At 46.1% G+C, this 17261-nt stretch carries 11 protein-coding genes; 4 read left to right on the top strand and 7 right to left on the bottom strand.

Annotation, left to right across the window (positions count from 1 at the left end; translation table 11 throughout):
• Positions 1 to 318 (bottom strand): PadR family transcriptional regulator, encoded by a 318-nt coding sequence (locus HFM85_RS05500; RefSeq protein ID WP_119239052.1) that lies wholly within the window; start codon positions 316 to 318, stop codon positions 1 to 3.
• A 488-nt stretch (positions 319 to 806) separates the two neighbouring features.
• Here HFM85_RS05500 and HFM85_RS05495 point away from each other — a divergent pair, with 488 nt between their 5' ends.
• Positions 807 to 2243 carry an RsmF rRNA methyltransferase first C-terminal domain-containing protein gene (locus HFM85_RS05495; protein ID WP_173737461.1) on the top strand — a complete coding sequence of 479 codons (1437 nt, stop codon included), beginning with the start codon at positions 807 to 809 and terminating at the stop codon, positions 2241 to 2243.
• Between the two features lie 144 nt (positions 2244 to 2387).
• On the opposite strand, the gene addA is transcribed toward HFM85_RS05495, so the two are convergent.
• Complete coding sequence (addA, locus tag HFM85_RS05490; RefSeq protein ID WP_173737460.1) at positions 2388 to 6104, bottom strand: helicase-exonuclease AddAB subunit AddA; 3717 nt, start codon at positions 6102 to 6104, stop codon at positions 2388 to 2390.
• Positions 6105 to 9434 carry a helicase-exonuclease AddAB subunit AddB gene (gene addB / locus HFM85_RS05485; RefSeq protein ID WP_173737459.1) on the bottom strand — a complete coding sequence of 1110 codons (3330 nt, stop codon included), beginning with the start codon at positions 9432 to 9434 and terminating at the stop codon, positions 6105 to 6107.
• Positions 9435 to 9654: 220 nt separating this feature from the next.
• Here addB and HFM85_RS05480 point away from each other — a divergent pair, with 220 nt between their 5' ends.
• Complete coding sequence (locus HFM85_RS05480) at positions 9655 to 10092, top strand: FMN-binding protein (protein WP_173737458.1); 438 nt, start codon at positions 9655 to 9657, stop codon at positions 10090 to 10092.
• Between the two features lie 83 nt (positions 10093 to 10175).
• On the opposite strand, the gene HFM85_RS05475 is transcribed toward HFM85_RS05480, so the two are convergent.
• From HFM85_RS05475 to HFM85_RS05460, 4 genes are all read right to left on the bottom strand, one after another.
• On the bottom strand, positions 10176 to 12125 hold the full coding sequence (locus HFM85_RS05475; RefSeq protein ID WP_173737457.1) for an NAD(+) synthase: 1950 nt from the start codon (positions 12123 to 12125) through the stop codon (positions 10176 to 10178).
• 19 nt (positions 12126 to 12144) lie between these two features.
• The gene (hslO, locus tag HFM85_RS05470; RefSeq protein WP_173737456.1) at positions 12145 to 13026 is read right to left on the bottom strand and encodes an Hsp33 family molecular chaperone HslO; all 882 of its coding nucleotides are present in this window, start codon (positions 13024 to 13026) and stop codon (positions 12145 to 12147) included.
• A gap of 14 nt (positions 13027 to 13040) precedes the next feature.
• The gene (locus tag HFM85_RS05465) at positions 13041 to 13814 is read right to left on the bottom strand and encodes a class I SAM-dependent DNA methyltransferase (protein ID WP_173737455.1); all 774 of its coding nucleotides are present in this window, start codon (positions 13812 to 13814) and stop codon (positions 13041 to 13043) included.
• A 154-nt stretch (positions 13815 to 13968) separates the two neighbouring features.
• A complete protein-coding gene (locus tag HFM85_RS05460; protein WP_173737454.1) occupies positions 13969 to 15093 on the bottom strand; it encodes a hypothetical protein in 1125 nt (374 codons plus the stop codon).
• Positions 15094 to 15481: 388 nt separating this feature from the next.
• On the opposite strand from HFM85_RS05460, the gene HFM85_RS05455 reads away from it, so the two are divergent.
• Together HFM85_RS05455 and HFM85_RS05450 are read left to right on the top strand one after the other, a co-directional pair.
• A complete protein-coding gene (locus tag HFM85_RS05455) occupies positions 15482 to 16039 on the top strand; it encodes an ECF transporter S component (RefSeq protein ID WP_173737453.1) in 558 nt (185 codons plus the stop codon).
• Positions 16040 to 16075: 36 nt separating this feature from the next.
• Positions 16076 to 17206 carry a pyridoxal-phosphate-dependent aminotransferase family protein gene (locus tag HFM85_RS05450; protein WP_173737452.1) on the top strand — a complete coding sequence of 377 codons (1131 nt, stop codon included), beginning with the start codon at positions 16076 to 16078 and terminating at the stop codon, positions 17204 to 17206.
• Positions 17207 to 17261: the final 55 nt, after the last annotated feature.

Here is a 17261-nt window from a genome sequence, read left to right as displayed (position 1 = left end):
TCAAACTCCCTCCTCAAACATCCTGGTAATCTTGGACGAATAAATCTCCCATTCGGTTCTGTAAAGATTCAACTGCGCTGCTCCCTTGTCTGTCAGCTTATAATACTTCCGGTTCCTGCCTGCATATTCCATATTGTAGGCTTCCAGACATTCATCCTTCTGAAGTCTCCGAAGAACCGGATACAGCGTGGATTCTGAAACCTCCAGAACACTCCGCACATCCTGGGTGATCTTATACCCGTAAGTACCGTCCTTCTCTCTGGAAATAACGGCCAGGACAATTGCATCCAGAAGTGCTGCTCCTGTATTAAATACCATTTGCTCACCTCTCTATAACCACTAAAACGGACATTCACATTCCGCTCTATTACATGCCGATAAACGCGATCACCTTACAATTCTGCATTCACATAATGAGTCATGTAATATTGTTTTATGAATAATACTATATATCATATAATATAGTTTTGTCAATAGTATTTAGAAAAATCCCATCATCCTTTATAATATTTGTTACTGATCACTCAGTTCTCAGCAACACGCTTCGCGATGCACAGAATTTATGCTTGCCGCATAAATTCGCGCGACATGTCTCGGGTTTTCTGTGACCTTCGTTCACAAAAAACACCTCGCGGGATATTACCAGTGAACAGTAACTAATATTTTCAATTGCCTGATCACTTTTACACTCAAAAAATGTTCGTACATTTGATCAGATCAGTTAAGTCTACTTTCGGATTACCCCCAATTATGATTCGCATAAGACTTACTTACATCAGCTTGATATTGATATTATGGAGGAAAATATGACAGATTCAGATAAAATAAAGACATTACCGCTCCCATTTCTGGAGCGTATGAAAGAAATGCTTGGAGATGACTACAACACTTTTCTGGAAAGCTACGGAAATCCCCGTACCTATGGTCTCCGGGTAAATACAGCGAAACTTTCCTGCCAGGATTTCGAAGAACTCTCCCCCTTTGAGATCCGACCGATCCCGTGGATCTCCAACGGATATTTCTATGATGAGGAAAGCCGTCCTGCACGCTGCGCCTACTATCAGGCCGGACTTTATTATCTCCAGGAACCAAGTGCCATGACCCCTGCATCCAGACTTCCCGTTGAACCGGGAGATTTCGTCCTGGATCTCTGTGCAGCTCCCGGAGGAAAAGCCACTGCACTTGGCGCAGCTTTAAATGATACAGGCTTTCTGCTTGCCAATGATATCAGCACTTCCAGAGCAAGAGCCCTGCTTAGAAATCTGGAGCTCTTTGGCATCAAAAACATGCTTGTTACTGATGAAAAGCCTGCCAGGCTTGCACAGCGTTTTCCAGCCTTCTTTAATAAAATTCTTCTGGACGCCCCATGCTCCGGTGAAGGCATGTTTCGAAAAGAAGAAGCCCTTGCCCGTGACTGGACTCCTGAGAAATCTGCTGAACTTTCCGATATACAGAAAGACCTGATCCTGAAAGCTGCTGATATGCTCCGCCCAGGCGGAATGATGCTGTACTCCACCTGTACCTTCTCTCCGTGTGAGGATGAGGAAGTGGTCGCTCATCTTCTTCAGGAAAGACCAGATATGGAGCTAATGGAAATGCCCGGATATGAAGGATTCTCCGAAGGACGGCCGGAACTTATCAGCACACCGATTTCCCCTGAAGCTTTCGACCCGTCCTCCCTTCGAAAATGCGTCCGCATCTTTCCACACAAGATGGACGGTGAAGGTCATTTCCTTGCCCTTTTCCACAAAAAAGGCGACTCCCTTTCTCCAGTTTTCCGCCCTGCCGGAAAAGGTCCTGACAAAAACACCCGGAAATGGCTGGAGGAATTTTTTGCAGAAATCGGTCTTCATACTCTTGGAGGACAGGAATTTGACTGGAACCGCGTGGAAATCCGCAAGGACAAGGTTTACTATCAGCTTCCATTCCCACTGGATCTCCGGGGTATCTCTTTTCTCAGAAACGGCCTCTACCTGGGCGATCTGAAAAAGAACCGTTTTGAGCCATCACAGCCCCTGGCACTGGCACTTCACAAAGAAGATATTGAGGCTACGATCTCCCTGTCTGTTTCTGATGAGCGCATCACCCGCTATCTCAAAGGTGAGACCCTTAACATCGAACCAGAAGAAGCAGCCCACAAAAAAGGCTGGCATCTTCTCTGCGCAGACGGCTATCCGATCGGTTTCGGCAAACTTGTAAACGGAATCCTGAAAAACAAATATCCTGCGGGCTGGAGAGTATAAGTGCTCCGCCGCAGGATATCTGCTCATATCAATATAGAATTTCATTTTCAGGTCAGAAGCTGAACATTTCCGTAAAGTCTCTGACCTTTTTTCCTGTAGCTGGATACTCTCAATTCGCAATCACTGTTCATCACTGCATAATTCTCAGCATAAGATTTCTTTTCCCAAAGCAAATGAATAAATATATCTTTCCTTCACCTTCCGTCCGGTCATCCTCTCAAGTGCCTCAGCATAGTCTTCCAGCTGCACATGATACCGTTCGATCAGCTTCTGTTCTTCACCACGGCGCACAAAGTCCGTTTTATAGTCCACCAGAACAATCTCCTCATCTTCAATGAAATATGCGTCAATAATTCCCTGTACCAGAACACTTTCCCCACACTGCCATTCCGGTTCCAGCTCTGAGGCTTTCCTTGCAATCACAAAAGGCTGTTCCCTGAAAAGCTGCCGGTTCAAAGCAGCCGCTTTCGTCCGCTGTCCCAAAGCCGTCTCCAGAAAATGCCAGATATCACGTATCCGTACAGATTCCGCTTCTTTCTCTTCCATCTTTTTCAGATCAAACCATTCTTTCAGCTGTTCCCGGATCATGTCCTGGTTCTCTGTCCTTCGATAATCCAGACATTCCATTACACGGTGATAAGCAGTTCCACGCAGCGCACCTGTATAAGCTTCCTCTTTTTTCTCCTCGATAAACCTTGGAACAAGCGGCGTGATTTCCTCTTCCTGCTCATAATCCACTGTCTCTTCCAGATCCTGTTCGCTGTGGTAGCTTCTCTTTTTCAGTTCAGACACACTGATCTTCACAGGCAGATCTTTCAGATAGTCATACTCATACTGAAAAGAAAAACGTCTCTCAATCTCCTCCCGAATCTCACTGTCATAGACAATTCCCGGATTCCAGTTCTCAAGAGCAGCTTTTTTCATCTCTTTTTCTGCCTGCTCCACAACCTCATCCTCTACAAGATCTGCTGCTGTGATCTTCTCCACAACAAACTCCGATTCATCTCCATAAAGAGGATTCATTCGGTTCATAAACAGTCCGTACTCCTGAAACAGACCGGACATGCAGCGGTGTCTTGCAAGTGCAGGAAGCACATAATTCCAGTAAGTTTTTCCGCGCATACGCATGCCAAGAGAAAGCAGTTCTTCTTTATTATCCCTTAAAACGGACAGTGATGTAATCTCATTTTCAAGATCACCGATGGTTCCACAGAGGATCAGCTTCTCCTTTGCTCTTGTCAATGCCACATAAAGCACCCGGAGTTCCTCCCCAAGGCTCTCCTTCAGAAGCTCCCTGCGGATGATTTGCTTGCAAAGTGAGGACGCAATGATCCTCTTATCCGGCAGAATGGCATCTGCACCAATTCCCAGATCCGGATGGATCAGAATACTTGCATTCATATCACGGAAATTAAATCTCTTGCCCATTCCTGCTGCAAACACTACCGGAAATTCCAGTCCTTTACTCTTATGGATTGTCATGATCTGCACTGCACTTTCCCCTGCGCCGGAAAGATTCACCTCACCATAATCCACCTGATACTGCTGCAGCTTCTCAATATATCTGACAAAATTGAAAAGTCCACGGTAGCTTGTCTTCTCATACTCCATTGCCTTTTCCACCAGCATGTTCAGGTTCGCGCTTCTCTGTACACCATCCGGCATAGCTTTTGCATAATTGCCATATCCGGTACGCTCAAGAGCTTCCAGAATCAGCTGATGCACCGGCGTATAAGCGGACATATCACGAAGCGCATTCATATTTTCCATAAAACGGGACAGTTTTTCTCCCAGGATTTTTTTCTTTTCTCCAACAATCTTATGCTCCCGGTAATCCTCCACAAAAGACTTTACACATTCATAGATCATTCCCTCCGGACAGGCAATGCGGATCTCCGCCAGCTCTTCCGTAGTGCATCCTGCCATCGGTGAACGAAGCACACCGGTAAACGGGATATCCTGCAGCGGATTATCCAGGATACGAAGATAATTCAGAAGCGTCACCACCTCAGTAGTGGAAAAATATCCTGTCCTGGATGCCGTGTAAGAAGGAATCCCCCTTGAAGACAGCACCTCCCCAAAAGTTTCAGCCCAGCCTGTGGCCGAACGAAGCAGTATCACAATATCTCCATACCGCAAAGGCCGGTACTCCCCTGTTTCCTTATCCAGCACCTTCTCTGCTCCCACCATGGAACGTATTTTCCCTGCAATTGCCAGAGCTTCCAGCTCCCGTTCATTCTCCGGACCTTCCTCATCTTCCAGTACCGGACTGTCCTTCTCCACAAGAAGCACCTCTGTCTTCACAAAGTCAGGATTCTGTCCTTCCGGAAAAGAAGCCCCCGGATAAAGAGCTGCCGCTTCATCGTAATCGATTCCTCCCAGATCCGATCCCATGATCTGCCGGAAAATAAAGTTTACACCGGAAAGTACTTCCGTACGGCTTCGGAAATTTTTATGAAGGTCGATCCTCTGCTCCCGGCTGTCTGCAAGAGAATAATTTTTATATTTCTCCATAAAAAGCTCCGGCCGTGCCAGGCGGAAGCGGTAAATACTCTGCTTCACATCTCCTACCATAAAGATATTTTTTCTCTCATTGACCCAGCCGGAAACATTCTGCATCAGGATTTCCTGGACAAGGTTGCTGTCCTGATATTCATCCAGCAATACCTCATCATATTTCTCCGACAATTCCCTTGCAGCCTGGCTTGGCGTATAGGTATCTCCTTCTTTTTTCAAAAGGATCTCAAGGGCAAAATGCTCCATATCTGAAAAATCCAGGACATTTTTTTCCCGCTTCTTCTCACTGAACCGCCCTGCAAAATCCTTCGTCAGCTGAACCAGCATCTCAAGAGGCTCTGCTGAGGCAAGTGTCAGCTCTGTCAGTTCGTCAAGTGTACACTGAAAATACCTGTCGCCCAGATCCTTCAAAATATCCTTTTCGTCCTCCCTGATATCCTTCACAAGACTTTTCAGCTGATCTGAAACTCCTTCCATCTTCTTCGTGGAAAGCCTGGCAAACTTAAGATTCTGAAGATACTGTGCCATTTCATCATAGTCCCGTTTAACGGACAGTTCCCGGAGCTGCCGGATCAGGATAAGATCATTTTTCAGTGCATCCAGATACAGTTCCGGACCTTCTGTTTCCCCGCAGATCTCCATGGCACTCTCCGTAAGCTCCTCTGCTTCTTTCAATGCGTTGTCCACGATCTCCCACAGATAATGAAACCATGGTGTCCCTGCAATTCCCTTCTCCGGATCCAGATGATAATTCTCCACGCAGCCATCCAGCCATTCTTCAGGCCATGGATTACTCATGGAAGCATTGTAAAGATCCAGTACATGCTCCTTCAGCCCTTCGTCGGATTTCCCGGAAGCGTAACATTCCACAAAAGCTGTGAATTTCTCATCACCCTCTGCATAATAATCCTCAAAAAGTTCCTTCAGCACATCCTCCTGAAGAAGCTTCAGCTCTCCTTCATCTGCAGTCCGATATCCCGGATCCAGGCCGATGAGATGAAAATAATTGCGGATCACATAAGAACAGAACCCATCAATAGTAGTGATCTGCGCCGTGTGGATCAGCATCATCTGCCTTTGCAGATGTTCATTATCCGGATCTTCTGCCAGTGCCGTGTCCAGAGCCCTCTCAATACGCTCCCTCATCTCTCCTGCAGCAGCCCTTGTAAAAGTCATGATCAGAAGCCTGTCAATATCTACCGGCCTTAAAGGATCCATGATCTTACTTAAGATCCTCTGCACCAGAACTGCAGTCTTACCGGAACCGGCTGCTGCACTGACCAGAATGTTCCTGTCGCGAAGCGTGATGACCTTCTGCTGTTCTTCTGTCCATTTCATTGCCATTTATTCATCCTCCTTCACGATCTTTTTCCACAGGTCACTCTCTGAGAAAGACGGCAGTCTGTGGAACTCATATCCGGGTATCTTTCTGTCAAATCCGCATACTGTACTGTACGGACAGTAGGTGCAGGCATTCTTTTTTCCAAGTTCATAAGGTTCCACTGCCGCATTTCCATCCAGGATCGATTCCCGGATATCACAGATTTTCTGACGAACATATGCACCCAGCGCATCAAACTGCTTCCTGGATGCAACAGAAGAACGCCTGCTGAAGCTTCCATCCTTATTAACGGACACCGGAATTGATGACAATGTATTATCAATACGGAAACTTACATCATCATCTGCCTGCACCAGACCATTCATCTTCAGCTTTTTCAGCATCTGATCACTGACACTTTCCACATCTGCATGGATCTTTTCCTGGATCATAGGATCTTTCACATTGTAGTAAAAGACACCGGCCGGAACGATCTCCTTATCCGGATATTTCTTCTGTTCCACCTGCAAGGCTCCGTCCAGATAGATCATCAGCTGTAGCTGAAGGCCATGATACAAAGCCAAAAGATCAAAGGATGTGTTTCCCGTCTTATAGTCGATTACCTTCACATATACACGGTTCTTTTCTGCCTCTTCCATGATATCCACACGGTCGATCCTTCCTCCGCCGAAGATCACCTCAAATCCCTCCGGCCGGAAATCCCCGTGTTTCAGCTGTTCCTGCAAAGCCCACACAGTTCGCCGCAGTATTCGCCTTGTCCGCTCGATCATATATTCATTTCTTGCACTGCTTTTGAGAACTGTATTCCCATAATCTGCAGACACCTGATCCAGGCAGCTGTCAATCAGCTGATTACGTTCTTCTTCTGTAAGCTCTGCCCAGTCCAGTCCCTCTTTTCGTACTTCAACTGCAAACCGTTCCAGAGCCATGTGCATGACATTTCCCATATCCATAGCCCTGAATTCATACTCAGCACGCTCTGTCACCTTCAGTCCATACTGAAGAAAATGTGCAAAAGCACAGGCAGCATACCGCTCCAGCCGTGTGGCACTGTACGGTGAGATCTCCCCGTACAGAATCCCTGCTACAGCTTTTCCGATCTGGTCAGAAGGTTTCTGTGTAAATGCGGCTTTTACAAGCTTCTTCACTACTGTCCGATATTGAGGACTCTCAATGTACCAGCTGTAAAGTTCCTGGAACACAGGATTCTCTCTGTAATCCTCACCTGCAAGTCCTCTTAACAAATAATCCAGACTGATTCCCGGAAGCTCCAGAAGCTCCATCGCCTCCTGTTCTTCGGAACACTGCTCCACTTCCATCTCAGGAAACATATCCCGTATATTGTTGATCAGAAAAGCCGGCCCCAGTGCTTTTCCCTGACTGTCAGACTGACAGAAGGACAGGCAGAGAAGTTCCCTGGGCTTGGTCATATTCAGATACAGATAAAAGCGCTGCATGTTCATCAGTTCTTTCGGCCCCGGTGCCAGCTGGATCCCCTGATCCTGAAAAAATTCCCTGTCAAGCTCTGTAAGTATTCCTCCACCTGCTGTATTCTTTGGAATATTTCCTTCATTTACCCCTACAAAAAACAAAGCCCGTATATCCTTCAGTCGTGTTCGCTCCATATCACCAACAAGAACCTGATCCATACTTGGCGGGATCAGAGCTACTTTTGCCTGGGTAAGACCTGTTTCCAGCAGCTGTCGGAAATCCTGCCTGCTTACCACCTCTTCCCCAAGAATCTCCACCATACTGTCCAGAAGCTCCATGACAATACCGTAGATCTGAGCATATTCCTTCTCCATGGCCTTATCTCCCTGGTCACGGAATTTCTTCTCCCTGGCTTTCAGCTTCTGCTGTACCTTACTTTTTACGGCAAACTCATAAAGGATCGTACAGTACTCCCTCACAGTCTTTCTGCCACCTTTGAAATTTAAGGCAAGCTCTCTTGTCTCCTCTGCAAACCGCTCCCGGATCTCATTCAGTTCCTGGATACTCTCTGCAGGCATTCCCCTGTAAATTCGCACCCATTTTTCATCCCATCTCTTAAATCCCCGGATACCAAGTGCCAGCACATAATTCTCCAGAAGATCAGCCTCTTCTCTTGTGACACAGGACATACCACATCTGAGATACCGGAACACACTCTCATAGGAAAAATCCTGGACAGCCATCTCAAGAGCCGCACGAAAATATTCCACAAAAGGATTCATCAGTACTGTATGTTTCTCATCTATGAAATACGGAATTCCCGCCTCTCTGAACACCTGTCCGGCAAGGCTTCCGTACTCCTCCAGGTTTCCGGTGATCACTGCGATCTCACCATAGCGGCAGCCCTTTTCCCGGACAAGCCTTGCGATCCTCCTTGCAGTCTCCTTCATCTCCGCAAGTGGACTCACTGCGGAAAATATGCAGATCTCATCCTGCTTCTGCTTATATACATTCTTTCTGTAACGGAAGATATTTTTTTCCAGAAATTTAAGGGCTGGAGCCTGGGCAAAACGCGATCTTTTTACGTTATTCAGCAGAACCGGATCCTCAATATCCCTGGTAAGCTCTGAGAGCCCGTGGATCATCTGCCGGCTCATATAAAAAAGCTGGTACGGCTTTCCCCTCAGGGCAAGATTCTCTGCTGCGTCCATGGTGACTGTCACCATCACTTTCTCACAGACAGAGAGCAGTTCTCCCACTACCCGCATCTGGATCGGCGTAAAACCGGTATAGCCATCCAGAAGCAGCACACTGTTCTTCATTTTCTCAGAAAAAGGCAGGGCCTTCTCAAGGGCATCCATCACCTCTTCCCCTGTCATATAATGATCCTTCAGATATCCGGTAAAAGCCTGATAAAGAACAGATACATCCTTAAGCTTCATCTGCAGCAATGTCCGGTCAGCAGAATCCTCTATCATCTCCTCAATGTCACTGTCCTTAATATCGTACTGCATAAACTCGGACAGAATGGATTTCACCTCATCCAGATATCCTGCCTTGCGCATCTGTCCGCCAAGATAAGAGAGATCTTTGCCATGCTGCTGGACCATTTTCTGAAGCACCATGCTCTTGCCTGTCTCTTCCAGCAGTACACGGCTGTCGCCTCCAACCTCCTCCAGAACACGGTATGCCAGACGCTCAAAACTTAAAATATCAATATTCAGGATTCCTTTCCCCGGACTCATCTCCACCAGCGTCTTCTGAGTCTGCATGGTAAACTGCTCCGGTACGATCACATAATAAAGCCTGTCCGGATGCAGTCCGGCCTGTTCTATAATGTTCTGATATGCATAACAGGATTTTCCACTTCCTGAACTTCCTATAATAAACTGTAATGACATGTATCTCCTCCTGTTAAAGATTCCATTGTTGTCCCGACACTCTCTGATAAGTACTACTATACCACAAACCCGGTTCCTATAGAACGGGTCTTCTCCATCCTTCTGACACTTTTCCACTGCCATAAATATTACTGCCCACTCCATGACCGGCAGCACTCTTCACGCATAAATCTCTTCTCCCTCTAATAAACTATATAAAAAGCTTCGGGAGGCGTGCGCCATGAGTTCCAAAACCAGGATCATTGTCCTACATATGAAAGAAATCATTTACACAGCCGTTTTTCTGGCACTGGCTGTAATTCTGGCAGTTATCATCTTTTTTATGTTCGGTCCGGGAAAAACAGCCGACAATACTGCTGCCGAAAAATCCCGCTACAAGCCAGGTGTATACACTTCTTCCATTTCCCTGAACAACAACACCTTTGATGTGGAAGTCACCGTAAATGCCGACAGGATCAAATCCATCCGGCTGTTAAACTTAAGCGAATCCACCAAAGCCTCCTATCCTCTGATGGAGCCGGTTCTTGATTCCCTTGCAAGCCAGATCTACTCTACCCAGTCTCTGGATGATATTCAATATGCAGGGGACAGGAAATATACCTCGCAGGTGCTTCTGGCAGCCATCACAGATGCCGTAAAAAAAGCGGAGAACCCTTAAGCTCTCCGCCTTTTTTGCATCTAATGCTGCACCTGCTCCCTGTGCACTGCCAGCATCTTTCGTATCCTGTCAAAGCTCTATTCTCAGATTTCTATCTTCTCCAGCACATCCTGCCAGATCCTTGCACTTGCATCACTTGGCATCCTTAAATCTCCTCTCGGGGAAAGTGCCACGCTTCCTACCTTCGGGCCATCCGGCAGACAGGAACGCTTGAACTGCTGGGCGAAAAATCTCCGGTAGAAAGTTTTCAGCCATTTCAGGATTGTCTCTTTATCATAGATTCCCTCAAATGTGAGGCATGCAAGCCTGTAGATCTTATCCGGTGTAAATCCTGCACGAAGCATATAATACAGATAAAAATCATGCAATTCATAGGGTCCCACCAGATCTTCTGTTTTCTGCGCGATCTTACCGTCCTTAGGTGGCAGAAGCTCCGGGCTTACCGGTGTATCCAGAATATCCATAAGAACCTCCTGAAGCTCCGCATCACCACATGTATCTGCATAATAGCGCACCAGATGGCGCACCAGGGTCTTCGGTACAGATGCATTCACACCATACATGGACATATGATCGCCATTATAGGTTGCCCATCCAAGAGCCAGCTCTGAAAGATCGCCGGTTCCAACAAGAACGCCGCCTTCTTTGTTTGCAGTATCCATCAGAATCTGGGTACGCTCACGTGCCTGGCTGTTCTCATAAGTAACATCATGAATTTCCGGATCATGTCCGATATCACGGAAATGAATATTTACCGCTTCTTTAATATTCACCTCTGTAAGCTTTGCACCAAGACAACTGCTCAGTTTGCAGGCATTCTGATATGTTCTGTCTGTGGTTCCGAAACATGGCATGGTAACGCAGTGGATCTGCTCTCTTTGCATTCCCATTCGGTCAAAAGCCCGTGCCATAACAAGCAGTGCCAGTGTGGAATCCAGGCCTCCGGAAAGTCCTACAACCGCACTTTTGCTGTGGATATGCTCCATACGTTTTTTAAGACCCATGGCCTGGATATTCAGGATCTCCTCGCAGCGTTCATCACGTTCTTCCTTCACAGACGGGACGAATGGATACTGTGGATATTTTCTGGTAAGAACAGTCTCCTCTTCTTTCACGGAAAAATTAATTCTTGTATGGCTGCATGTGGAAACTGCCGGATAAGTAGACATTCTTCTTCTCTCATCAGCCAGTCTCTGAACATCGATCTCGCTGTAAATAATACCGTTCTCAAAGCGTTTGCTCTCAGCAAGGACATTTCCGTTCTCAGCGATCATATTCTGGCCGCCAAAAACAAGATCCTGTGTGGACTCGCCCTCACCGGCACTTGCATAGATATATCCGCAGATCAGTCTTGCAGACTGTCCGCTTACAAGAGTTCTTCTGTAGGAATCCTTTCCAACCATCTCATCACTTGCAGACAGATTGACAATAATATGCGCTCCGTTTACTGCATGGCGGATGCTAGGCGGTGCCGGAACCCAGAGATCTTCGCAGAGCTCTGCTGCTACTGTAAATTCCGGATCTTCCTCACACTCAAAGATCATGTCTGTTCCAAACGGAATCTCATCCCAGAACTCATCCTCATCGTTTTTGTCATTTTTGAGGAAATCCACAAACTCCACGTCCTCTTCCTCTGCACCTGCAAACTGTCTCTGCTCATAAAACTCATTATAGTTGGGGATATGTGTTTTCGGAACAAATCCGACGATACGGCCATGATTCAGAGCTGCAGCCACATTATAGAGCTTTCCTCTGTGACGAAGGGGCATTCCCACAAAGATCAGTGCATCTGTCTCCTTTGTCTCCTCAGCGATATGAAGAAGCTCCTCCCACGCACTGTCCAGAAGACATCTCTGGAGAAAAAGATCATGACAGGTGTATCCCGTAATACTGAATTCAGGAAATACCATCAGCTTTACATGCTCTTTTTCCATTTCGCGGATGGCCCGCAGGATCTCCTCTCCGTTTGCCTTGCAGTCTGCAACTGTGACTCTTGGTGTTGCTGCCGCCACCTTGATAAAACCATGCTTCATTTTTTCTTCCTCCTGCTGCTTATCGCTTGCATTCCCTTATGATTCTCTTCATATCTTCCACTGTGAAATTGTAATTCTTGTTGCAGAAATGGCAGTTCATCTCAATATCTTTGCCTTCCTGGATCATCTCATTAAGTTCTTTTCTGCCGATGCTGATGAGAGCTTTTTCTACTCTTTCTCTGCAGCAATTGCAGTGGAACTGTGTTGGCATGGTGACATTGATCTCTACGTCAAAGCCCTCCAGAACTTTCTCAAGAAGGCTCTCCGGTGTATGTCCCTGCTCCAGAAGATTTGTAACGGAATCAATCTTTGATACGTTCTCCTCCAGCTTCGAGATCACTTCTTCCTCCGCAAAAGGCATCAGCTGTACAATAAACCCACCTGCCTGACGAACTGTGTTATCCTTGTTCATCAGCACTCCAAGACCTACTGCTGACGGAACCTGCTCGCTGGTTGCAAAATAATAGGTAAGGTCTTCTGCGATCTCACTTGTCTGAAGGGCGACCTGTCCAACATACGGCTCCTTTAAGCCCATATCCTTGATCACATCCATGAAACCAACACCTACTGCACCTGCAACATCCAGCTTGCCTTTGCTGTTGGCCGGAATACATACGTCAGGATTTCCCACATAACCTTTTACATTTCCTTTGGAATCTGCTGTAACAGTGATCCCCTGGAGCGGGCCGCCTGCATGGATACGGAGTGTCAGGAGATCCTTTTCCCCTTTCATCATAGCTCCCATCATAGCTCCTCCTGTGAGAAGACGCCCCAGCGCAGCTGTTGCCACAGGGCTTGTATTATGGTCCTGTCTCGCTGTCTCCACCACATCAGTTGTCACAGCCGCAAATGCACGGATCTGGCTGTTGGCAGCTGTCGCTCTTACAATATAATCACTCATAAAAAAATCCTCCTTTATTTCTCATCCAGGGAAATTCCCTTTCCATGTTCTCTGGCAATAAATGTCAGTCTTCCGCTGTCCGGCTTCGGCGCATCCTTGGTATAAGCATCGTAAACAGCCAACGGGATCAGTCCTGCTTTCTTCATAAGTTCCTGGATTTTCTCCGGTTCATAGGCTTTCTGATAATGAACCTCCTCATCCTTCTCATAAAGCCCGTCTTCTCTTGGAAGAAACAGGGTAAGATCATAAACATTGATCCCGGTTTCCTCGTCGAATTCATTTTCCCAGATAAAGCTTCCTTCTTCCCGGTTCTCTGCTATGGTAGTATTTCCCAGCATCTCCCGGTATTTATACGGTGTATTCATATCAAAGATAAAAATGCCGTCCGGATCCAGATAATTGTTCACAAGTTTGAATACAGTAAGCAGATCATCTTCTTCTGTGATGTAATTCATGCAGTCACAGACGCTGACAACAGCACGTACTGTTCCGTAAAGTTCGAACTCTCTCATATCCTGTTCCAGATAAAGGATCTCATATCCGGACTCTGCTCTCTTTTCCATGGCCTCGCCCAGCATTTCCTCAGAATTATCCACACCGATCATATCATAACCGGACTCTGCCAGAAGCTCCGTCATCACTCCGGTTCCACATCCAAGTTCCAGCACAATACCATCTTCGATCCCATATTCCCTGAGTCTTCCGATCAGATATTCTGCCCATTTTTCATATTCAACATTATCCATGAAAATATCATAAACTCTGGCAAAATCACTGTATGCCTCCATAAAAACCTCCTTCAATTAAAGCCTGCGAACTATCTCTCCGCAGCGTTCACATTATAACATGTCTTTCTTTATAAGTATATGCCTCCAATGCAAAAAATCCGGAACCACAACCGTGATCCCGGATCTCTCAGATTTTCTTATCTGTACTTCTGGCTTACTGTACAGGCATATAATATACATCTGCACTTTCACCATGCCAGTAGAAGCTTGTTCCATCCTCTTCGTATACATCGCAGTCATACTCGGAAGAAAATGTAAATCTGTTTCCTTCGTTGTCCATCCATTTACCGTTACCATCCGGAACGATAACTCGCGGTTTACCGTCGGAATTTCTGTAAATAGTTCTTGTCTCATCTGTATTGCTGAGCTGCTCATCTGTAAATCCACCATTTACGATCGCACCTGAAGATGTACTTCCATCTGTAGATGTTCCGTCAGATGTTGTTCCATCGGAAGATGTGCTTCCGTCAGAAGATGTACTTCCGCCGGATGCTGTACTTCCATCGGATGCTGTACTTCCATCTGCAGATGTTCCGCCAGATGTTGTTCCTGCTGCGCTGCTGTCTCCGGAAGCTGTGCTGTCCTTGGATGCAGAATCAGATTTACCTGCACTCTTGGCTGCAGAACCTGTTGCTGCGCTCTTCAGTGTGGAATCTCCCAGAATTGCAAAGCTGTCAACTGACTCCTGAACCTTCTTCAGCGCGTCCTCTGTCTTAACAGAAGCTACAATGCTGTAATACTCACTGTCATTTACAAAATATTTATTGATGGCATATACGTAACCGTCACTCTTAGTTGTATCCTTATACTTAACTGTATAGGAATAGATATTGATGCCTCCATCTTTCTGCTCTGTCTTATAATCCTGGATCTCAAAATCTGTTCCGTTTACCATGTTCTCTGCCTGAGTCATGGAAACTGCCATATCCTGGGAATTCGGAATTACTGCGGATTCCAGATCTGCGCCTGATCCGTGAAGAATCAGGATCTTGCCCTGATCCGGAGACTCGAAGCTTAACATATCTGTCTCATCAGACTTGTTTGCCCATGTTGCATCCGGAAGCTTAATCGCTACGGATTTATCCTTGGATGTATAGGTTGTATTCTGTGCATCTGCTGCGACAGTCGGTGTAACCTTAGCTTTCTTCGCCGGTGCCGGAGTAGGAGTAGACTCCACAACCACGCTGTCCTTCTTATCTCCTCCGAAACCACATGCAGTCATGACACCAGAGAGAGCAACAGTCATAGCTAAAAGTGCGATAAATTTCTTATTCTTCATAGTATCCTCCTCATAATCATCATCAGTCATAAAGTGTGTCCGGAGCATTCTCTCCTGAACACACTCTTTGGTACATTTTACGATTATATTACAGCTTTGTCAATTGATTTCTCCCTATACTTTATTAACTTCCTGTAAACAAAAAAGTAATTTTAAAACCGGTTCGCACAATTCTTTTCTTATATTAATCTTTCCGCATTTCCATTTTGTATTCCACATTTTACATATCCATCTTCTGTTATTTGCTTTTAAATCTGTCCCTCTTTTTTTTCAAAAAATTGTGTCTTTATTCATGCACACTTCTGTTGTAAAGTATACCCAACCAAAATCATATGAAAAGAGGACATCTTTTATTCCGGAGATGTTTTCGGGAAAGGAAGTATTACCTATGGAAAAAGCAGTACAGACAGAAGCAAGAGAGGTTCAGGATCTTTCATCCGTACAGTTTCTCACCATCACAGCAGCGTTTGTTGCACTGACCTACATCTTCACAGCATTTATCAATGTGAAGCTCCCGATCGCAGCCAACGGCGGTCTGATCCACCTTGGAAACGTTCCGTTGTTTATCGGAGCTATTTTGTTTGGAAAGAAAACCGGAGCTATTGCCGGTGGTATTGGAATGGGACTCTTTGATCTTCTCTCCGGCTGGACTTTATGGGCACCGTTCACACTTGTTATCGTGGGAATCATGGGATTCACAGTTGGTAAACTCACAGAAGACCACAGGCATCAGAACATGAAATGGTACGTGATCGCCATTGCAGCAGCCTGCGTAATCAAGGTTGTCGGCTACTACATCGCAGAGGTTATCATCTACGGAAACCCGGTCGCTCCTGTCTCATCCATTCCTGGAAACCTGGTACAGATCGGTGTTGCTGCAGTGATCGTACTCATCGTCATCACACCATTAAATCTTGCTGCAAGAAAAACAGGATTAAAGAGATAATAAAAAACACAACAATATAATTAAGAGGTAAGGATTATGTATAAGATCATGACACCAGGACCTACACAGGTCGCTGAAAATGTCCGTCTGGCAAGAAGTCTTGAATGCACCAACCCGGATCTGGACGAAGAATTCGTCGAATTTTACAAAGAAACCTGCGAGAAGATCAGTTCTCTGCTCCATACCTCCAATGAAACCCTCATCTTAAGTGGTGAGGGTATTCTTGGTCTGGAAGCAGCTATCGCATCCATGACTGAGCCCGGAGATAAGGTTCTTGTTCTCGATAACGGAATTTACGGAAAAGGGTTCGCTGATTTTGTTACCATGTATGGCGGACGGCCGGAACTCTATTCCAGAGATTATCAGGAAACTTTTGATGTAAAAGAGCTGGAAGAATTCCTGAAAAACAGCCACGACTACAAATATGCAACCGTTGTTCACGGCGATACCCCAAGTGGTATGCTCAATGATATCTCCGCTATCTGCCCGCTCCTGAAAAAATACGGCATCCTTACAGTCGTAGACTCTGTTTCCGCCTCTTTTGGCGAACCTGTGAACATTGATGACTGGAAAGTTGATATCATGTGCGGCGGATCCCAGAAAGTAGTATCCGCGCCTCCAGGACTGACCTTCGTTGTAGTAAGCGAAGATGCAAAGAAATCTATGGCAGATCGTAAGACACCAATTGCTTCTTTCTATGCCAACCTTACAGCTTTTGCACATTATTACGAAGAAAAATGGTTTCCATATACAATGCCGATCAGTGATATCTACGGACTCCGCGCTGCCATTGACAACATCGCGGCAGATCCTGCCATCCTCTCCCGCCACGCCAAGATCGCCAGTGCCTCCAGAAAGGCCATCACAGACGCAGGCCTGAACCTTTACCTGCACAGCGGATATTCCAGTACAGTTACTGTTTTCGAAGTACCGGAGGGCACAACAGCCGAAGCGATCCTTGAGGGAGTAAAAAAAGACTACAACATTATGCTGGCAGGTTCCTTCGATGTCCTGGCCGGCAAAGTGATCCGCATCGGACATATGGGAAACAACGCTACATTCTATAATGTAAGAGAAGTATTTGCAGCCCTGGACGGAACTTTACGCAGGCTTGGCGTTCCGCTTAAGGCTTCCATGGAGGATATCTTCTGCAAAAACATGCAGTAATTTCTGAGATTTCAATAGTAAAAAGCACTGTAAGATGAATCCAACTTTTCATCTC

This window comes from Blautia schinkii (genome assembly GCF_013304825.1).
Lineage (GTDB): Bacteria > Bacillota > Clostridia > Lachnospirales > Lachnospiraceae > Blautia_A > Blautia_A schinkii_B.
Note: the sequence above shows the minus strand (reverse complement) of the source record. Positions and strands in the feature narration are given on the sequence as shown.

Excerpts from the sequence above, each read along its gene's own strand:
- HFM85_RS05500 (WP_119239052.1), bottom strand. The coding sequence starts at position 318 with ATGGTATTTAATACAGGAGCAGCACTTCTGGATGCAATTGTCCTGGCC.
- HFM85_RS05495 (WP_173737461.1), top strand. The coding sequence starts at position 807 with ATGACAGATTCAGATAAAATAAAGACATTACCGCTCCCATTTCTGGAG.
- addA (WP_173737460.1), bottom strand. The coding sequence starts at position 6,104 with ATGGCAATGAAATGGACAGAAGAACAGCAGAAGGTCATCACGCTTCGC.
- addB (WP_173737459.1), bottom strand. The coding sequence starts at position 9,434 with ATGTCATTACAGTTTATTATAGGAAGTTCAGGAAGTGGAAAATCCTGT.
- HFM85_RS05480 (WP_173737458.1), top strand. The coding sequence starts at position 9,655 with ATGAGTTCCAAAACCAGGATCATTGTCCTACATATGAAAGAAATCATT.
- HFM85_RS05475 (WP_173737457.1), bottom strand. The coding sequence starts at position 12,125 with ATGAAGCATGGTTTTATCAAGGTGGCGGCAGCAACACCAAGAGTCACA.
- hslO (WP_173737456.1), bottom strand. The coding sequence starts at position 13,026 with ATGAGTGATTATATTGTAAGAGCGACAGCTGCCAACAGCCAGATCCGT.
- HFM85_RS05465 (WP_173737455.1), bottom strand. The coding sequence starts at position 13,814 with ATGGAGGCATACAGTGATTTTGCCAGAGTTTATGATATTTTCATGGAT.
- HFM85_RS05460 (WP_173737454.1), bottom strand. The coding sequence starts at position 15,093 with ATGAAGAATAAGAAATTTATCGCACTTTTAGCTATGACTGTTGCTCTC.
- HFM85_RS05455 (WP_173737453.1), top strand. The coding sequence starts at position 15,482 with ATGGAAAAAGCAGTACAGACAGAAGCAAGAGAGGTTCAGGATCTTTCA.
- HFM85_RS05450 (WP_173737452.1), top strand. The coding sequence starts at position 16,076 with ATGTATAAGATCATGACACCAGGACCTACACAGGTCGCTGAAAATGTC.